This is a genomic window from Rhizobium beringeri (genome assembly GCF_004306515.1).
GTDB classification, from domain to species: domain Bacteria; phylum Pseudomonadota; class Alphaproteobacteria; order Rhizobiales; family Rhizobiaceae; genus Rhizobium; species Rhizobium beringeri.
The window spans coordinates 768,232-785,051 of the sequence record NZ_SILG01000002.1; the positions used below are offsets into that span (position 1 = coordinate 768,232).

Here is a 16,820-nt window from a genome sequence, read left to right on the forward strand (position 1 = left end):
GGGCCAAGCGCGGTGGGTTGCCGCCGCGCTTGGCCCTTGCATTCGAAACATCTGTGTCAGGTTGACGATGGGTTCCAGCACTGAATGGCGGCGCCGGGCGGATCAGCTGATTACGCTGATCGACGAAGCGCTGAACAAGCAAGTCAATGCCATCCTCCACCATCCCGATTTTCAGGCGATGGAGGCGAGATGGCGTGGCCTTGCCATGCTCGTGCGCGAGGCAAGCCGCAGCGGCGAGGTCAAAGTCAAGCTTCTCGGCGTCAGCTGGAGCGAGCTCACGAGGAGCATGGAGCGTGCCAGCGACTTCGACCAAAGCCACCTCTTCGAACTGATCTATAGCCGCGAGTTCGGCATGCCGGGCGGCGAACCCTTCGGTCTGCTGGTCGGCGACTATTATCTTTCTCCGGCCGATCCGGCCGGCGGCGATCCAGTCAGCACGCTGTCGCAGATCGGCATGGTGGCGGCCGCCGCCTTCTGCCCCTTCGTCGCAGGCGCCTCACCGCTGGCGATCGGGCTTGAAGATTTTCACGAGCTGAACCGGGTCAACGACTTTTCCTGGCTTGCCAATGAGACGGCCCGCATCCGTTGGAACGGTCTCCGCGCGCGTGAGGATTCGCGTTTCCTCGGACTTGTCGCGCCGCGCATCCTGATGCGTTCGCCGCTGACGCCTCATGCGCGCAATCGCAACGACGGCTTTCCCTTCCGTGAAAGCATTGCCGCCGACGGCAGTTCGCTTCTCTGGGGCAACGCCGCTTTCGCTTTTGCGACCGTCGTCATCCGAAATTTCATCGATTCCGGCTGGTTCGCGGATATCCGCGGCGTCACGCAGGACGCCATCGACGGTGGCCTGCTGAGCGCAGCCGAGCTGCCGCCCTACGATTTCGGCACCGAAAGCAACGGACTATCAGCCCAGGCACCGGTGGAAATCCATTTGACCAGCGGCCAGGAGCAGCAGCTCTGCGAGCTCGGCATCATCCCTGCCGCGACCACCTATCTCTCCTCTTCGGCGATTTTCAATTCCAACCAGTCGCTGCATGCGCCGCCGCACTATTCCAACGAACATGCGCGCCAGAACGCCCGCCTCGCCGCCATGCTGCAATATGTGCTCTGCGCGTCGCGCTTCTCGCATTATCTCAAGGTCATCATGCGCGACGAAATCGGCCAGCTTGCCGATGCGATCTCGATCGAGCGGAAGCTGGCGGACTGGCTGACAGCCTATACGCTCGGCAACGACGACGCCGACGTCGCGCTGCGCACACGCTTTCCCTTGCGCTCTGCCGGCATCGGCGTCGCCGAGATTCCGGGCAAGCCCGGCAGCTTCTCCTGCACGGTGCGGCTGCAGCCGCATTTCCAGCTCGATGACGTTGCCACGAGCTTCCATCTCATCGCCGAGACCGCGACCACGGGTCAGATCCTGAGCCGCCCCTTTGCCATACCCGAGAGGATGTCCGCATGACGCTTTCCGCCAGCATCGCCCAATCGCTCAGCGACGACGCCCTCGATGACGCGATCGAGCAGGTTAAGGCGCATCTAAAGGTCAAGCCTTCGGATCAGGAGGCGCGGCATCTCTATATCGACCTTCTCGTGCTTGCCGGCGACTACCAGCGGGCGGACAATCAGTGCAGCCTTGCTGCCACCCTCTCTCCCGACGCGACAATGGGCTTCGCCTTGCTGCGCAATGAGCTTCGGGCGATGGCGGCGCGCGACGCATGGTTCGAGAGCGGCGCCCTGCCGGAATTTCCACAGGGGCCGAGCGAACTCGACAAGCTTGCCGTCCGCCTTGGCATCGCCCATCGCAGCGGGGATGCGGATGAGGCGAGGACCACGCTCGATGCGCTCGAGAAGCTGAGGGGCGAACGTCCGTTGATCTGGAACGGCAGGGCCGTCTCCGATTTCCGCGACCTCGACGACCGGACACCGCACGCTCTCGAAGTCATCATGACCGGCGGCGGCTATCTCTGGATCGATTTTTCCAAGATCGCAGCCCTCTCGATAGAGCCGATTGCCCGGCCGCGCGATCTGGCCTTCCGCCGCGCCGAGCTCTCCCTGATCGACGGCGCAGCCGCGTCGGTGCTTCTCCCGGCGGTCTATCATGGCACCGGCAAGGATGAGACGCTCAGGCTTGGCCGCGAGACCGAATGGATCGAGGAGACGACCGGCATCACCAGCGGCCGTGGCCAGCGCTGCTACCTCGCCGGCGACGAACTGGTTTCCTTCCATGACACCAAAAGTCTGGAGATCGTGCCGGCAACGGCTGCCGGCAGGCAGGTTGCGCATGGTTGACCCGCTCGAACGCTACCGGTCGCGCGACCGCGTCCTTGCCCGCTCGATCCTCGACAGGTTGATCGACGAGGCTCCGGATCGCAGCGCCGATCCGCCGATGAGCTTCGTCGATCAGGTCCGCGACGTCAGGGAGGCGATCCGCCGCGATCTCGAAGCGCTGCTCAACACGCGGCGCTGCCCGGCAACGCCGCCGGCGGCGCTTTCTGAACTCAAGGACGCGCTGGTGAGCTATGGCGTCGACGGCATCGTCTCGGCAAATCTGATGACCGACCAGGCCAAGCTCAAGCTGGCGCAAGCGATCGAGAGGCGGATTGCGCTTTTCGAAACCCGGCTTTCCGATGTGCGAGTGACGATCCTCAAGAGCCGGACGATGACCGAACGGGCGCTGCGCATGCGCATCCAGGCGACCTTCCGCCTGCATGAAGGCATGCCGCCGATCAGCTTCGAGTCGACCATCGATCCCTCGACCCAGCGCTTCCTCGTGGAGACAGCGCATGGCTGAAGGTTTCCTGCACCGTTACAATGAGGAATTGCTGGCGCTCCGCCGCCGGGCCGCGCGCTTTGCCGATGCCTTCCCGAAGATCGCCGGCCGCCTGCGCATGACCGGCGACGTCGCCGACGACCCGCATGTGGAACGCCTGATCCAGAGTTTCGCCTATTCGGCCGCCCGCGTCCGCCAGAAGCTGGACGACGAGTTTCCCGAGCTGACCGACGGCCTCCTCGAAACGCTCTACCCCCATTATCTGGCGCCGCTGCCCTCGATGAGCATCGTCAAGTTCCGCCCGAGCGACACGCTCGCCTCGGTCCAGACCGTGCCGCGCCATACGGAAATCCTGGCCGAGCCGGTGCGAGGGGAAGCCTGCCGCTTCCGCACCACGCAGGATGTCGAGATCGCGCCGATCGAAATCACCGGTGCTAATCTCTCCGGCCAGCCGATCAATGCGCCGCTTTCGCCCTATGCCGGCGTTGCCGGTTGCCTCAGGCTGTCCATCCGCTCTCTCGATGCCCGAAAGCCGCTTGGCGGCCTTGGCATGAGCCGGCTGCGCCTGCACATTCCGTCTCCCTGGCAACAGGCGGTGGCGATCTACGAGCTGCTTGCAAATCACACGCTCGGCATCGCGCTTGCCAAACATGCGGACGACCGTTCGCCGGTCTTCCTGCCGGCGGGCAATCTCAAACCGGTCGGCTTCGAGCCTGAAGAGGCCATGCTGCCCTATCCGGCGCCGAGCTTCACCGGCTACCGGCTGCTGACCGAATTTTTCGCTTTGCCGCAGAAGTTTCTTTTTCTCGATATCGAAGGGCTCGATGCGTGGCGGGGGGAGACGCTGGAGCTCTTCGTCTACCTCGGGGAAAGCGACGCCAAGCTCGAACGCGCGGTCTCGGTCCGCGACTTCGCGCTCAACGCAACGCCCGTCGTCAACCTCTTTCGCCAGGTCTGCGAGCCGATTGCCATCGACGGCACCCGCACCGAATACCGTCTCCTGCCTGATGCGCGGCGCCAGAAGACCCGCGAGATCTATTCGATCGACCGGGTTCTGCTGACCGGATCGCGCGGCCAGGAGGAATTCTGCCAGCCGTTCTTCGGACGGTCGCAACGGGCAGGCACGAGCGCGACCTACTGGCAGGCCTATCGCCGTTTCGACGAAGACGACCGAACCAGCGATATGGACATCGCTTTCGTCGACAGGCAGCGCCGTTCTTCAGGTCCTGTCGAAGCGGTCGCAAGCGTCGATACGCTCTGCCTGAACCGCGACCTGCCGGAACAGCTTCCCTTCGGCGGCGGCCATCCTTTTCTGCAGCTCGCCTCCGGTCATGAGGCGGTCGCGAGTGTCGAAGCCCTGATCCCGCCAACGCCGTCGGTCAGGATGAACGATCAGGAGGGCCGGAACTGGCGGCTGATGTCGCATCTCATCCTCAACCACCTGTCGCTCTTCGACAATGACGGTGCGGCGCTAAAGGATATCCTGTCGCTCTACGCCTTTCGGGACAGCCCCGAGACCAAACAATTCGTCGATGCGCTCGTTAGGATCAAGGCGGGCAATTCGACCGCCCGTCTCGGCAGCGGCGGCATGGTGCCCGGCACCGAGATCGCGCTTGAATTCGATCCGGCCGCCATCGACCGGCCCTCGGCCTTCCTGTTCAGCAGCGTGCTCGACCGCTTCTTCAGTCTCTACACCTCGGTCAACAGCTTCACCCGGCTCACCATTGGGATGAAGGGGCAATCGAGGCCGATCGCCCGGTGGCCGGCACGCGCCGCCGAACGCCCGCTTCTCTGAGGAAGGATCGCTAGCCAACCATGGATCTCCCCGTCGCCCGCAAGCCAGACGCCCTTGCCGATCTGCTCGAACGCGACCCCGGCCGCTTCGAGCCGGTGACGGCCTTTCGCGTCGCGCAGGCTTCGGTGGAGGAAGGACGGCTTGATGTCGCCTCCCATGTCGGCGTCTCGCCGGCGCCTCTTGCCGTCAGCGGATACAAGCGCAAGGGCGGCGGTGCCGCCGTCCGCAGTGCGCTTGCCGGTCTCATCGGGGCGATCGGCTCCATGCCGTCGGCCTACAACGAACTCGTCATGCGCGAGGAGCGGAACAGGTCGCGGGCGCTGGCGGGCTTCTTCGACCTGTTCAGCGCGCGGATGGCGGAACTCTTCACTGACGCCTGCGAGAAATACCGCATTGCCAGGCGGCTGCGCTGGGGCGGCAGATGGGCAAACAACGCCTTCGTCACCACGCTTCTGTCACTCACCGGCTTCGGCACCAAGCGTCTCGTCGAAAAGAGCGGCGTCGACGAGGAACTGATCCTGCGTTTCTCGGGCTTCTTCGCCGCACGCAACCGAAACGCCGTCAATCTCCGCGCCATGCTCTGCGAATTCAGCGGCCTGCCGGTGGAGATCGAATTGTTCCGCGGTCGCTGGCTGACCATCCCGGAGGTGGAGCGCAGCCGCATGGGCCAGCCGCAGGGCGTCCAGCTTGGCGTCAATGCGACGGCAGGTGCTGCGATCCACGATTTCAGCGGCGGCTTTCGCATCGTCATCGGTCCGCTCGGCTATGCCGATTACCTCTCGCTCGCGCCGGGCGGCCGCGCCATCACCGAGCTCTTCGCCCTGACGCGGCTCTATGTCGGCGCGGCGCTCGAATTCGACATACAGGCCATCCTGAAGAAGGAGGATGTTCCCTTCTGCCAGCTCGGACAGGCTGGCGATCCGCCGCGCCTCGGCTGGAACAGTTGGGCGAGGGTCGCGCCGGCTGCAAGCGACAGCGGCGATGCGGTGATCGTCGAGCGCCTGTCGGTTCAGGCGCTGTGAGGAGGCGAGGATGCGGCTTGAACTGAAAGAGATCACCAGTGACGCGAGCGCGCCATCGGGCCAGTCGAAATGGTTCTTCGAACGCGGCCGGCGAACGCTCGGCCGGGCACCGGATTGCGACTGGCGGCTGCCGGAGGATCGACGCTCCGTTTCGAAGCTCCATTGCATCATCGAGCGCGACCGCGAAGGCTTCCTGTTGCGCGACCAGAGCGCAAACGGCTCCCGGGTCGACGGCGTCGCCGTGCATGAGGGCCAGATCGTGCGGCTTTCCGACAGGTCGCGGCTGGAGATGGGCGGACTTGCCTTTTCCGTCCACATATCGGGCGAGAAAGACCGCGAGATCGAGGATCCCGATGCCGATCTCGTGCTGAGCGACGAACCGCTGACCATTTCCGCAATCCTGGCCGATATCGCTCCGGGCGGTCGCACTGCAAACGGTATCCTTGGCGAGCGTACGAGCGACGACTGGGCTTTTCCCGAAACGGGCGGCAAGAAAGCGACGGCCTCATCCCGCAATGTCGAGATCGGCTGGAGTGGCCCTCCGGAGATCCGTTCAGTCACCCAGCTTCTGCCGGAGGACTGGAATTCCGAGGAGACCGAATACGGCAGCCACCTGGAACATGGTTCCGCCACTCATGTTTCCGTGCCTCTCGCTCAACGCCAGCCGGCGCCACTGATCGAGATCGTCGCCGATAACGATCCACAGCCGGAGCCGGAGCTGGAGGAGTTTCCGACGCTGACGATCGGCCGGCCCGAAGCCTTCGCCGATCGCCTGGAGCCGTTACTTGCCCGGCTCGAGGAGGCTGTCGAGAATAGCTATGCCGTTTTCGAGCTGAATGCGCCGTCCTCCGCCAGCGAGCCGGATTTCCTGGCCGGCGGCAGAGAGGAAGCGCTTCTTGCCCGCATCGAGGCCCTGCTCGGGCAACAGCTCAAGCTCAATTCCGCGCTCGAGGCTCTCGTTCAGGCGGCAGGCCGGCTGGAGCCGCGCATCCTTGAGGCGCGGGTGGAGACGGGCGCCTGGCGCCTGCCCTGGCGCCGGGACCAAGCTTATTGGCGGGCTTACCGGGCACAATTCGAAAAGGACGGCAAGAGCCGATCGATTCATGACGTTTTCCGCCACGCGATGACGACGGCGGTGAACGGCACGCAGGCAGGGTCTCGTCCGCAAGACGGGCAGGAAGGAAAAGACGCGCATCATGAGGAATGAAAACCGGGTGGCCTGGAGCGAAGGCATGTTCCTTCGCGTGCAGCATTTCCAGCAGGCGGACCGCTGGACGGAGCGGCTCGTGCGCACCGCGACGCACGGCCTGTCGCCCTATCCCTGGGGGGTGGCGGAGATCGGCATTGACCGCGGCGCACTGGCGATCGGCCAATTCGCGCTGTCGAACCTGCGCGGCGTATTGCCGGACGGGACGCCGTTTGAAGCCCCGATCGATACGGACCTGCCGCCGCCGCTCGATCTCGACGAAAACACCAAGAATGCAATCGTCTATTTAGCGCTTCCCGCCCGCCAGCCGGGCAAGGCCGACGTGGCGTTGAACGGCGGTGCCGCGCGCAACAGCGTCCGGCTCGTCGCTTCGCCCTATGAAGCGCCGGATGCCAACGTCGAGACCGACTTCATGGCACCGATCGACGTCGGCCGTCTCAGCCTGCGTTATCTCAGGACCGGAGATGAGCTCGCCGGCTACGAGCTTATCGGACTTGCCCGTATCATCGAAGTGCGTTCCGACAGGGCGGTGATCCTCGATCCGGACTATATCGTGCCGAGCCTCAACTGTACGGCTGCAGCACGGCTGGGCGAGCTGATCACCGAGCTGCTCGGCATCGTGCGCCATCGCGCCGAGGCCATCGCCGAACGGATCGGCGATCCCACCATTCGAGGGACCGCGGAAGTCGGCGACTACCTGCTGCTACAGATGCTCAACCGCGCGGATCCGATGCTGAAACACATTTCGGCGAATGCGTCACGGATTCACCCCATGGTCTTTTATGAGACCTGCATCCAGCTTGCCGGCGAGCTCGCCACCTTCACGACCGACCGCAAGCGCGCGAGCGACTTCCCGCCTTACCGCCACGACGACCTCAAGGCGACGTTCGCGGCCGTCTTTGACGATCTGCGCGCCTCGCTGTCGTCCGTACTCGAACAGGCGGCGGTGGCGATCGAGCTTGCCGAACGCCGGCATGGCGTCAGGATCGGCACGATCAACGACCGTTCGCTGCTGAGGGATGCCGGCTTCGTGCTGGCGGTCCGGGCCGAGATGCCGGCCGAAGATGTGCGCCGCAAGCTGCCGGCACAGATCAAGATCGGCCCTGTCGAGCGCATCGCCGATCTCGTCAACGTGGCGCTGCCGGGCATCCCTGTGCGGCCGCTGCCGGTGCTGCCGCGCCAGCTCCCCTATCGCTCCGGCACCATCTATTTCGAACTCGACACCAAGAATCCGCTTTGGAAACAACTCGATACTTCGGGCGCCATCGCCGTGCATCTCGCCGGCGATTTCCCCGGGCTCGAAATAGAATTGTGGGCCCTTAGAGAATGAAGACCGAACCCGCCTCCACCTGGCAGAACCTGCCGACCATCGTCGAACTCACCGAGGACGGCACTAGGAAAAAACGATCCGCCCGCAAGATGGCTGAGATGCTGGACGACGTGCTCGACTTTCCCGAAAGCGAGGGAGGAAAGGCGCCGGTCGGATCGAGTCCGAAGAGCGCAGCCTCCGTCGAAACGCTCGTCCGGGATTTTCGCTTCGGGGCCGATGACGTGCCGACGCTGGTGCGCTCGGCCGCCCCCCTCCTCAACCTGGCCCACGCCCTGCGCTACACGGAGGAGCAGCCTGAGATCGACGAGTTGCGCCAGGTGGCGATCGAAGCCGTCGGCCGCTATGAGCGCGATCTGGCGAGCGCCCGCATCAGCCCCGAACGCGCACGTGCCGCCCATTACGTCGTCTGTGCGACGGTCGACGATGTCGTGCTCAGCAAGGCCTGGGGCGTTCGTGCCGGCTGGGCCCGCTCGGGGCTCGTTTCCACCTTCCATATGGACGTGACCGGCGGCGAACGGGTGTTCGACCTGCTCGACCATTTCCACCAGAGTCCCGGCGCCAACAAGGACCTGCTTCTCCTCATCTATCTCTGCCTGTCGCTTGCCTTCGAGGGCCGCACCCGCGTTTCACCGCGCGGCGGGCTGGAGCTCGGCCGCATCCGCGACAGTCTCTACAAGACCCTGCTTGGCCAGTACGGCGTCTTCGAACGAGAGCTTTCTCCGCATTGGAAGGGTGTTTCGGCCCGGCACCAGCCGCTGCGCACCGCCGCCGCGATCTGGACGCTTCTTTCCCTTCTGACGCTGATCCTGGCGTTCGGCTACCTGTTCTTCACGCTCTCGCTCAATCGCGCCTCCGACGGAACGTTCGAGCGACTTGCGAAGCTGCCGCCGCGCGATATGCCGAGCGTGCTGGTCAAGGTACCGGAGCCTCCTCGGCAGGGCCCGCCTGTTGTCGTCGCCGAAACGCCGCCACCGCCCCCGCCGCAGCCGCAAGTGAAGCCGCCGAGCCGGCTCGACAATCTGCTCACCTTCCTGCAGCCGGAGGTCGAGAAGAAGCTCGTCACTCTCTCGGATTCGAATGGCAGGTTGCTGGTGCGGATCAGCAATTCCGGCCTGTTTGCCACCGGCAGTGCGGAGGTCAGCCAGAAATTCCACGATCTTCTCCAGCGGATCGGCGGGGCGCTGGCCGCAGAGAACTTCCGCGCCGTGGTGGTGGGTTATACCGACAATATGCCGATCCGCACCGTGCAGTTCCCCTCCAATTGGCACCTTTCCGAAGCCCGCGCCAAGGCGGTCGGCGAAATCCTGGGCTCCTTCACCGGGCCGGGTGCGATCCTGACCGAGGGGCGTGCCGACACCGATCCGATCGCCGCCAACGATACGCCGGAGGGCCGGGAGATGAACCGCCGCACCGAGATCCTGGTGCTGACCGATCCAAGCGAGCGACTGAACGATGCGGGTTTGACGACGCCGCGTCAGGCCGAAATGCGGGATGAACCGACGGCGCCCGCCGCAGGAGGTGGTTCGCGATGAACCCGCTCAGTTACTTCTATACGCTCCGCTCCTATGTAGAGGCCTATGCCGGCCTCATCGGCCGACGCTTCATCTCGATCATCTGGGTGGCGGCAATCTGTGTCGTCATCTGGTTTTACGGCTATCTTGCCGCCTATGGCGATTTCAAGCCGCTGGCGAGCGCCAGCACGCGGCTGACGCTGATCGGCATCATCCTCGCCGCCTGGCTCGTTTATCTCGTCTTCACGACCATCCGCGACCGCCGCCGCGACAAACAGCTCGTCGAAGGTATCGAGCGGGACGCCGAAGCAGAAGCGGCGGCCAGCCAGCAGGCTGAGGTCGGCGAGATCCACGGTCGGCTCAAGGAAGCGCTGCAACTGCTCCGCCGCATCACCAAGAAGCGCTTCGGCTATATCTACGAGCTGCCATGGTACGTCATCTTCGGCGCGCCGGGTTCCGGCAAGACGACGGCACTCACCAATTCCGGCCTCAAATTCCCGCTCGGCGATGCGCTTGGCAGCAATTCGGTGCAGGGGATCGGCGGCACGCGCAACTGCAATTGGTGGTTCACCGACGAGGCCATCCTCATCGATACGGCCGGCCGCTATACGACCCAGGACGATCTGAACGGCACCGCCAAAGCCGGCTGGGAAGGATTTCTCGGCCTGCTGCGCAAGTACCGGCGTTCGCAGCCGATCAACGGCGCGCTGGTGACGCTGTCGATCGGCGATCTCCTGACGCGGGATCCGGAGGCGCAGCGCGAGGAGATCAGGGCGATCCGCCAGCGGCTTTCCGAGCTCGATGAACTCCTGCATGCGCGTGTGCCGGTCTATCTGCTGCTGACCAAGGCCGATCTGCTGACCGGCTTCGTGGAGTTTTTCGACGGCTTCAACAAAAGCGACCGCGAACAGGTCTGGGGCACGACGTTCGGCCTCGACGAGAGCTACAAGGCGACAAATCTGCCGGAACGCTTCATGGAGGAATTCACCCTGCTGCAGCAGCGCGTCGATACCATGCTGATCGAACGCCTGCAGCAGGAGCCCAATCCGGAATTGCGCGGCCGCATCTTCCGCTTTCCGGCCGAGCTCACCTCTTTGAAGGAGCGTCTGCACGAGGTCGTCACCGAGCTTTGCTCGGGTTCGAAGCTGGTGGAGGCGCCGCTGCTGCGCGGCATCTATTTCGCCTCCGGCACGCAGCGGGAGGAGACGGTCGCCGTTCCCCGCATGCGCCGCAGCTATTTCCTTTCGCGCCTCTTTAAGGAGGTGATCTTCGGCGAAGCCTCGCTGGTCGCCCGCGACAAGCGGCTTTCGGGGCGGCAGTTGCTCTTCCGCCGCGCGGCCTATGCCGCCACGGTCCTGCTGCTTGCCGTGGTCCTGACGAGCTGGACGGCCACCTACATCCAGAACACCACGGCGCTGGCCGGCGCGGAAAGACGCATAGACGCCTACGAACAACTGGTGCGTGGCGTGCCGGTTCGCGACGTTTCGGATGCGGACTTCCTGCGCATCCTGCCGGCGCTCGACAATCTCGCCGCCGTCACCACCGACTTCTCGAAGACCCGCGTCTGGCCGATAAGCCTTGGCCTCGACCAGGAAGACAAGGTCGCCAGCCGGCAGCGCGAGGCCTATCAGCGGGCGCTGAACACGCTGCTCCTGCCGCGCATGCTGGTCCAGCTCCAGAAGGAAATCACCGAGACCACAGATGTCACCCGAACCTTCGACGCGTTGAAGCTCTGCGGCATGCTCGGCGGGCTCGGCCCGGTGAATGCGGACTTCGCCGCGCTGGAAGCAGAAGACATGTTCACGAGGCTCTATCCAGACGAAGGCAGGGCCGCGGCCCGGCAGGCGCTGATTGCCCATGCCGATGTCATGGCGCGCGGCGCGCTGCCACCGATCGAGCTGGACAAGGCGCTGATCGCCAAGGCGCGCGAGGTCATCCGTTCGCAGAACATCGCCAACCGCGCCTATGACATCCTGGCGGAATATCGCGAGTCCCGTGCGCTTCCCGCCTGGAGCCCCGCAGGCGCGCTGGGGCCGCTTGGCGAACAGGCTTTCGAGCGGAAATCGAAGGCGCCGCTCAACGAAGGCATTGCCGGCCTCTTCTCCGCGACCGGCTATCGCACCGTCGTCCTGCCTGGGATCACCAACGCCGCGCGCGAGGCGCTCGACGAGCAATGGGTCCGCGGCGATCCCAATCCCGCCGGCGTCACGGTCGACACCATCGCCCAGGCGACGCTGCAGCTTTATTTCGACGCTTTCGAGCAGCGCTGGTCGACGATTCTCACCGATATCAGGGTGAAGCCCTCCCAGACGATCGGCGATGCGGCGGAAACCACCCGCATCCTGGCGGGCAAGCCCGGTCCGGTCGAGAGGATCACCAAATCGATCGTCGCGGCCACCGATCTGCGCGCGCCTGGGGCGGAAATCGCCTCGGCCGCCGGCGACAGCCTGCCCGCCTCGACCACGGCACTTGCCAGCGCAGCGAATGCGCCCGATCCCTTCGGCCGTCTTCGCGAAGCCCTGAAGGCGCCGGCCAGCCAGTCGTCGCCAGCCGACCAGCCGAAGGATGCACCGCGATCCGAGATAGGGCACCTCGAGCCGATCCTGCAGAAGGTCCAGGAGCAGCTTTCGCGCGCCACGACGTCGACCGCCGAAGTCGCGAAAGTCTTCGACGTCGACAGCCAGCTCACGGACGCCAACCAGGACCTGTTGCAACAGGCTCGCAAGCTGCCGGCGCCGGTCGATACCTGGATGGCGGGGCTGGCCGCGGATGTCGGGTCGCTGGCGGTCAAATCCGCCCGTTCGCGTATCAGCGACGCCTGGGCGGCCGAAGGCGCGGGTTTCTGCTCGAATGTTGTCGCCGGTCGTTATCCCTTCGACCGGAAATCTCCACGCGACGTGGCGATGAGCGATTTCATCCGGCTCTTCGGACCGGAGGGGCTGTTCAAGACCTTCTTCAAGGAAAAGCTCGAAGCTTTCGTCGACACCAGCGCCTCGCCATGGGGCTGGAAGGGAACATTCGGCGCAGCGAGCATTCCGAGTGCGGCGATCGCCCAGTTCGAGAATGCCGACAAGATCAACCGCGCCTTTTTCCCAGCCGGCAGCGAGAACCCGTCGATATCAATCAACGTCAAGCCGGTATCGCTGACCGAGGCGGCCAGCGCCGTGATGCTGGAGATCGAGGGTGAACGGGTGGTCTATTTCCACGGCCCGATCCAATCGAAATCGATCACCTGGCCGTCGGCGGAAGCCAGTAACGTTTCGCGCCTCGCCTTCCAGCCGGGCGGCTGGCAGCAGGCGCTGACGGAGAACGGAGACTGGTCGCCCTTCCGGCTGTTCGACGATGCCGACCTCGCCATACAGGGCGACGACCTCTTCCGGGCAAAGTTCCAGCAGAACGGCCAGGCGGCGGAGTTCGACGTGCAGTTCGGTTCGGTGCTCAATCCATTCCGGCTGGAGGCGCTCGGCGCCTTCTCATGCCCGGCACAATTCTGACCGGTCCGCCATGAACGAGCGCGCCGCCCTGGACCGAAGCCCGACCGAAGCCGACAGGATCGGCTTCTTCGGCAAGCTGCCGAGCCACGGCGATTTTGTTTCGATGGGACTGGGCCGCAACCTGCAGGCCGCACTCGACGCCTGGCTGCAGTCGGGGTTGCAAGCGGCGCAGCGGGACCTCGGCGAGGATTGGGAACGCCGGTTTCGTATGATGCCGGCATGGCGTTTTATCGTCGAACGCGGTCTTTGGGGATCGGCCACCATTGCCGGCGTTCTGCTTCCAAGCCTCGACCGCGTCGGGCGTAGTTTTCCGCTTGTCATCGCCGCGCAGCTTCACGGCTTTGCCGAGCATCCGCGTCAACTCTACCTCGACGACACCTGGTTCACGGCAGCCGAAGCGATCGGCGAAAGCTCGGCCAAGCGGGATTTCGACATCAATCATTTCACGGCTAGTCTGAAGCGGCTGCGGACCCTGCGCCCGGCCGATCTTGCGGAAAACGAGACGCTGCAGGACAACGTTTCCGGCCGAGGCACGCTCTGGTGGCGGATTAATTCTGAGGATCGGCGAGCCAAGGGGTTTCGCGTCAGCGGCGCCCCGGACCCCGAGGATTTTCCGAAGCTGCTGCACAACGATTCTCCCGCGGCTTCGGCACGGCCGCAGCCCGAAACATCAGAGACGCCGCGCCCTGTTATCGTCGAACAGCATCATCCTCTGGTGATCCGCCACAGCCATGCCACGCATGCCGGCACACGGCTGAGCGTCAACGCCGATGCACTGCTCGTTTCGGAAACCCCTTCGCTCTTTGCCGTCGCCGATGGCGTCGGCGACGGCAACGCTGCCGCCGAAGTTGGCAGGATCGCCGTCCACGTACTGGCTGAAACCGCCCCGCAACAGACGATCGAAGCTCTCGTGCAGGACATCAAAGGCAAGCTTGGCCGAGCCCACGGCCTGCTGCAATCCGCCTATTTTTCCTCTGATCGTGAACCGTCGGCCGCGAGCATCGTCGTGCTGGCCACGCTTAATGAGAGCTGCGCTCTTCTCTGGGTCGGTGACGCCCGCTGCTATCTTCTGAGGGACGGCATGATGCGCTGCCTGACCCGCGACCATGTGGAGATCGGCCTGCGGCGCACGCTTTCGCGCGCCATCGGCATGCGGGGGCATCTCATTCCCGAAGTCCGTTCCGGCGGATTGCAGGCCGGCGACAGGCTGCTGCTCTGCAGCGCGCCGCTGCCGAGCGTCGTCCCCGAGCGGAGCATCGCTGAAATCCTCCTTTCCGCAGAAATCGAAAAGGTGGCCGATATCCTCGTCCAGGAAGGACTGATTGCCAATTGCCGCGAAAACCTCAGCGCGATCGTGATCGATGTGAAGACCGATGACACGTGATCATCCCGCGGATTTCGAAGAGATCGCGCGACGTTTTTCGCATCTCTGGCAGGCGTTGAATGAGGGTTCACCCGGGACCCGGAAAATCCTGGTAGACCGCGTCCGGGACGCGCTCGATCGGGGCGAGGCCCGGCTCCGCGATGCGGATTGCGACATCGTCGCCAACAGTTTTGTGCTTGAGGCACTGATCAATGACGGCGCGGCCACCCGAGTCTATCGCGCCCGCCATCGCGATCTCGGAACGTTTCATGCCATCAAGATGCCGCGGCCCGACCACGCCGACGATCCGGTTCTCAGGAAACTGATGCTGCGCGAGGCGGAAATCGGCATGGGGCTCCGCCATTCCCACATTGCCGCGACCCAGACCGTTCTGCGTCTTTCCGATGGGCGTCCTGCCCTTGTGACGGAATGGATCGGCAGCCGGCTTGCGGAGCTTTTGCAGCAAAGGCCACTGTCCCTCGGCGAGATCACCTCAGTCATGACCTCGGTGCTTTCAGGCCTGGAGGCCATCCATGCTGCAGGTTTCGTGCATTGCGACCTGTCGCCGCTCAACCTTCTCGCCGACGGCGATCTCTCCCGTTTGAAGATCGCCGATTTCGGCATCGCGCTTAAGCGCGGATCCCGGCATAGCCAATTCGATCTTGCCTTTGCCGGCCAGCCGGATTTCGCATCCCCCGAACAGCTGGCCGGTGAACCGCTCGACGAACGGTCCGATCTTTACGCAGCCGGGCTTCTGCTGTCCTTGCTGCTTAGCCGTTGCCACGAGGAGAGCGACGGTACCAAAACCTTGAAGGCATTGACGAACCATCTGTCCCAACAGGACGTGCAAGACAGGCCTGAAAATGCAAGAGCTGCCTTGCATCTGCTCGGCGGCTCCCCAAAACGTCCTGTCGACGCTTAATTGCCGCTCGAACCGGGGATTGGTGCCGCGGCCGTCGGCACGCTTTTCTGGTACACGTTAAAGAGCTTGGCAAAGTCCACCAGGCTGGCATTGCTGGCGTAGATGATATCGCCATCCATCATCTGGAACCGCTGCATCAGTGCCAGATTGGAAACGTCCTTCAGATTGACGCGATAGATCACCGGCTTGGTGCTCACCACAGCCGGCACGGGGGTCTTGGCGTTTGCGGCAGCAACCTGCGTATAGACCGGCTGGTTGCGCAGCACATAGAAATTGCGCGCATCGGCACGATCGTCGAGCAAGCCACCGGCTCGCCCGAGCGCCTGGGCAAGCGTCAGCCTGCCCGGCTCGAATTCGAACTCGCCAACACTCTTGAAGGCGCCGAAAGCGGTGAAAGTGGGTGAATCCTTGTCGACATAGATCTGGTCGTCCGGCAGCAGGTAGACATTCTGCTTATTGTCGTCGATGACGCGCTGGAGCGGCACCGTGGCGCGCTGCTTGCCGCGCATCAGCGTGACGGTCGCAGAGCCCGGAGCAGACGATGCGCCGCCGGCAAGTGCGACCGCATCGAGCACACGCTCCTTGCGGGCGGTGAGCGGGAAGCGACCAGCGGAACGCACGTCGCCATTGACGGTGATACCGCTGGAGGGCCTGTCGACCACGGTGACGACGGCTTGCGGATTGACTGCCGACCCCTTCAAGCCGGTGACGATGCGCGTCTGCAGAGCCTCGGTCGAAGAATCCACCACGCGCTGTTTGCCGACGAAGGGAAGGGTCACGTTGCCCGTGGAATCGACGGTGAAGCGGCCGAGATTGAGGGTCTTGCTTTGGGTTGAAGAAAAAAGCCCCTCTTCGCCGGTGTCGAGGATCGTTACCTCGATGACGTCGCCGCGTCGCAGCCTCGTATCAGCAAATCCGCTCGAGCGCATGAGGCTAAGCCCGGGATCGGTGGCCGCATAGGCTAGGGGCGTGACCGTATCCGGACCCATCGGCGCTTCCGAGAGCCTGACAACAGGAATCCGGTCGTTCGTCTGCGGGGAGGTGGCATTGTAGAAACCACCGGCAGTTGGGCCATCCGAAGGCCGGGCGCATGCGGTGAGAACTGCGACAAGGACCAACGGCGCCAGCTTTCGCATTAGGTATCCTTTTGGCAATATTGAGAGAATCGAAAAATATCAGCGACGGACGAGCGAGCAATACCAGTTGCGCGCGAAAAATCAATTATGACAGCTCAGAGGCGGACAGCTGTGGCTAATTGGCAACTATGCTCCTTAAGTTGAGTCGATGGATGGCTGTTTGAACGGTTCCGCCAACCTGCTCGATCTGCTCCCTGAGAGCTCCAGCTTGGAACCAAAACCTTGTCACGCGTATTCGATCGAGATTGGCTTTCGAACTTATGGCGAGTGGACAAA

At 64.0% G+C, this 16,820-nt stretch carries 12 protein-coding genes; 11 read left to right on the plus strand and 1 reads right to left on the minus strand.

What is annotated here, in order from left to right; translation table 11 throughout:
• Window positions 1-67: 67 nt before the first annotated feature.
• From tssC to ELH03_RS27265, 11 genes are read left to right on the plus strand one after another with little or no spacing between them, the layout of a single operon-like run.
• A complete protein-coding gene (gene tssC / locus ELH03_RS27215) occupies window positions 68-1,456 on the plus strand; it encodes a type VI secretion system contractile sheath large subunit (RefSeq protein WP_128403426.1) in 1,389 nt (462 codons plus the stop codon).
• Entirely contained in the window at window positions 1,453-2,283 is an 831-nt protein-coding gene (locus ELH03_RS27220; RefSeq protein ID WP_128403427.1) for a type VI secretion system accessory protein TagJ, read from the plus strand. The genes tssC and ELH03_RS27220 overlap by 4 nt, the downstream gene beginning before the upstream one ends.
• Window positions 2,276-2,785: a type VI secretion system baseplate subunit TssE gene (gene tssE, locus ELH03_RS27225; RefSeq protein WP_128403428.1), complete on the plus strand. Its 510-nt coding sequence runs from the start codon at window positions 2,276-2,278 to the stop codon at window positions 2,783-2,785. The genes ELH03_RS27220 and tssE overlap by 8 nt, the downstream gene beginning before the upstream one ends.
• Window positions 2,778-4,559: a type VI secretion system baseplate subunit TssF gene (gene tssF, locus ELH03_RS27230; RefSeq protein WP_128411122.1), complete on the plus strand. Its 1,782-nt coding sequence runs from the start codon at window positions 2,778-2,780 to the stop codon at window positions 4,557-4,559. The genes tssE and tssF overlap by 8 nt, the downstream gene beginning before the upstream one ends.
• A gap of 20 nt (window positions 4,560-4,579) precedes the next feature.
• Complete coding sequence (tssG, locus tag ELH03_RS27235) at window positions 4,580-5,581, plus strand: type VI secretion system baseplate subunit TssG (RefSeq protein ID WP_128403430.1); 1,002 nt, start codon at window positions 4,580-4,582, stop codon at window positions 5,579-5,581.
• Between the two features lie 10 nt (window positions 5,582-5,591).
• Window positions 5,592-6,788: a type VI secretion system-associated FHA domain protein gene (locus ELH03_RS27240; RefSeq protein ID WP_128403431.1), complete on the plus strand. Its 1,197-nt coding sequence runs from the start codon at window positions 5,592-5,594 to the stop codon at window positions 6,786-6,788.
• Window positions 6,778-8,118 (plus strand): type VI secretion system baseplate subunit TssK, encoded by a 1,341-nt coding sequence (gene tssK / locus ELH03_RS27245; RefSeq protein ID WP_128403432.1) that lies wholly within the window; start codon window positions 6,778-6,780, stop codon window positions 8,116-8,118. Before ELH03_RS27240 ends, tssK begins: the two co-directional genes overlap by 11 nt.
• Window positions 8,115-9,650 carry a type VI secretion system protein TssL, long form gene (gene tssL / locus ELH03_RS27250; RefSeq protein ID WP_128403433.1) on the plus strand — a complete coding sequence of 512 codons (1,536 nt, stop codon included), beginning with the start codon at window positions 8,115-8,117 and terminating at the stop codon, window positions 9,648-9,650. The genes tssK and tssL overlap by 4 nt, the downstream gene beginning before the upstream one ends.
• Complete coding sequence (tssM, locus tag ELH03_RS27255; protein ID WP_130766948.1) at window positions 9,647-13,123, plus strand: type VI secretion system membrane subunit TssM; 3,477 nt, start codon at window positions 9,647-9,649, stop codon at window positions 13,121-13,123. Before tssL ends, tssM begins: the two co-directional genes overlap by 4 nt.
• Window positions 13,124-13,133: 10 nt before the next feature.
• Window positions 13,134-14,507, plus strand: coding sequence for a type VI secretion system-associated protein TagF (gene tagF / locus ELH03_RS27260; RefSeq protein ID WP_128403435.1), 1,374 nt, complete (start codon window positions 13,134-13,136; stop codon window positions 14,505-14,507).
• Complete coding sequence (locus tag ELH03_RS27265) at window positions 14,497-15,408, plus strand: serine/threonine-protein kinase (protein WP_128403436.1); 912 nt, start codon at window positions 14,497-14,499, stop codon at window positions 15,406-15,408. Before tagF ends, ELH03_RS27265 begins: the two co-directional genes overlap by 11 nt.
• On the opposite strand, the gene ELH03_RS27270 is transcribed toward ELH03_RS27265, so the two are convergent.
• Window positions 15,405-16,544: a polysaccharide biosynthesis/export family protein gene (locus tag ELH03_RS27270; RefSeq protein ID WP_128403437.1), complete on the minus strand. Its 1,140-nt coding sequence runs from the start codon at window positions 16,542-16,544 to the stop codon at window positions 15,405-15,407. The two genes, ELH03_RS27265 and ELH03_RS27270, sit on opposite strands and share 4 nt — an antisense overlap.
• Window positions 16,545-16,820: the final 276 nt, after the last annotated feature.

Bases quoted from the DNA above. Each gene is read 5' to 3' on its own strand.
- tssC (WP_128403426.1), top strand. From the start codon at position 68: ATGGGTTCCAGCACTGAATGGCGGCGCCGGGCGGATCAGCTGATTACG.
- ELH03_RS27220 (WP_128403427.1), top strand. From the start codon at position 1,453: ATGACGCTTTCCGCCAGCATCGCCCAATCGCTCAGCGACGACGCCCTC.
- tssE (WP_128403428.1), top strand. From the start codon at position 2,276: ATGGTTGACCCGCTCGAACGCTACCGGTCGCGCGACCGCGTCCTTGCC.
- tssF (WP_128411122.1), top strand. From the start codon at position 2,778: ATGGCTGAAGGTTTCCTGCACCGTTACAATGAGGAATTGCTGGCGCTC.
- tssG (WP_128403430.1), top strand. From the start codon at position 4,580: ATGGATCTCCCCGTCGCCCGCAAGCCAGACGCCCTTGCCGATCTGCTC.
- ELH03_RS27240 (WP_128403431.1), top strand. From the start codon at position 5,592: ATGCGGCTTGAACTGAAAGAGATCACCAGTGACGCGAGCGCGCCATCG.
- tssK (WP_128403432.1), top strand. From the start codon at position 6,778: ATGAGGAATGAAAACCGGGTGGCCTGGAGCGAAGGCATGTTCCTTCGC.
- tssL (WP_128403433.1), top strand. From the start codon at position 8,115: ATGAAGACCGAACCCGCCTCCACCTGGCAGAACCTGCCGACCATCGTC.
- tssM (WP_130766948.1), top strand. From the start codon at position 9,647: ATGAACCCGCTCAGTTACTTCTATACGCTCCGCTCCTATGTAGAGGCC.
- tagF (WP_128403435.1), top strand. From the start codon at position 13,134: ATGAACGAGCGCGCCGCCCTGGACCGAAGCCCGACCGAAGCCGACAGG.
- ELH03_RS27265 (WP_128403436.1), top strand. From the start codon at position 14,497: ATGACACGTGATCATCCCGCGGATTTCGAAGAGATCGCGCGACGTTTT.
- ELH03_RS27270 (WP_128403437.1), bottom strand. From the start codon at position 16,544: ATGCGAAAGCTGGCGCCGTTGGTCCTTGTCGCAGTTCTCACCGCATGC.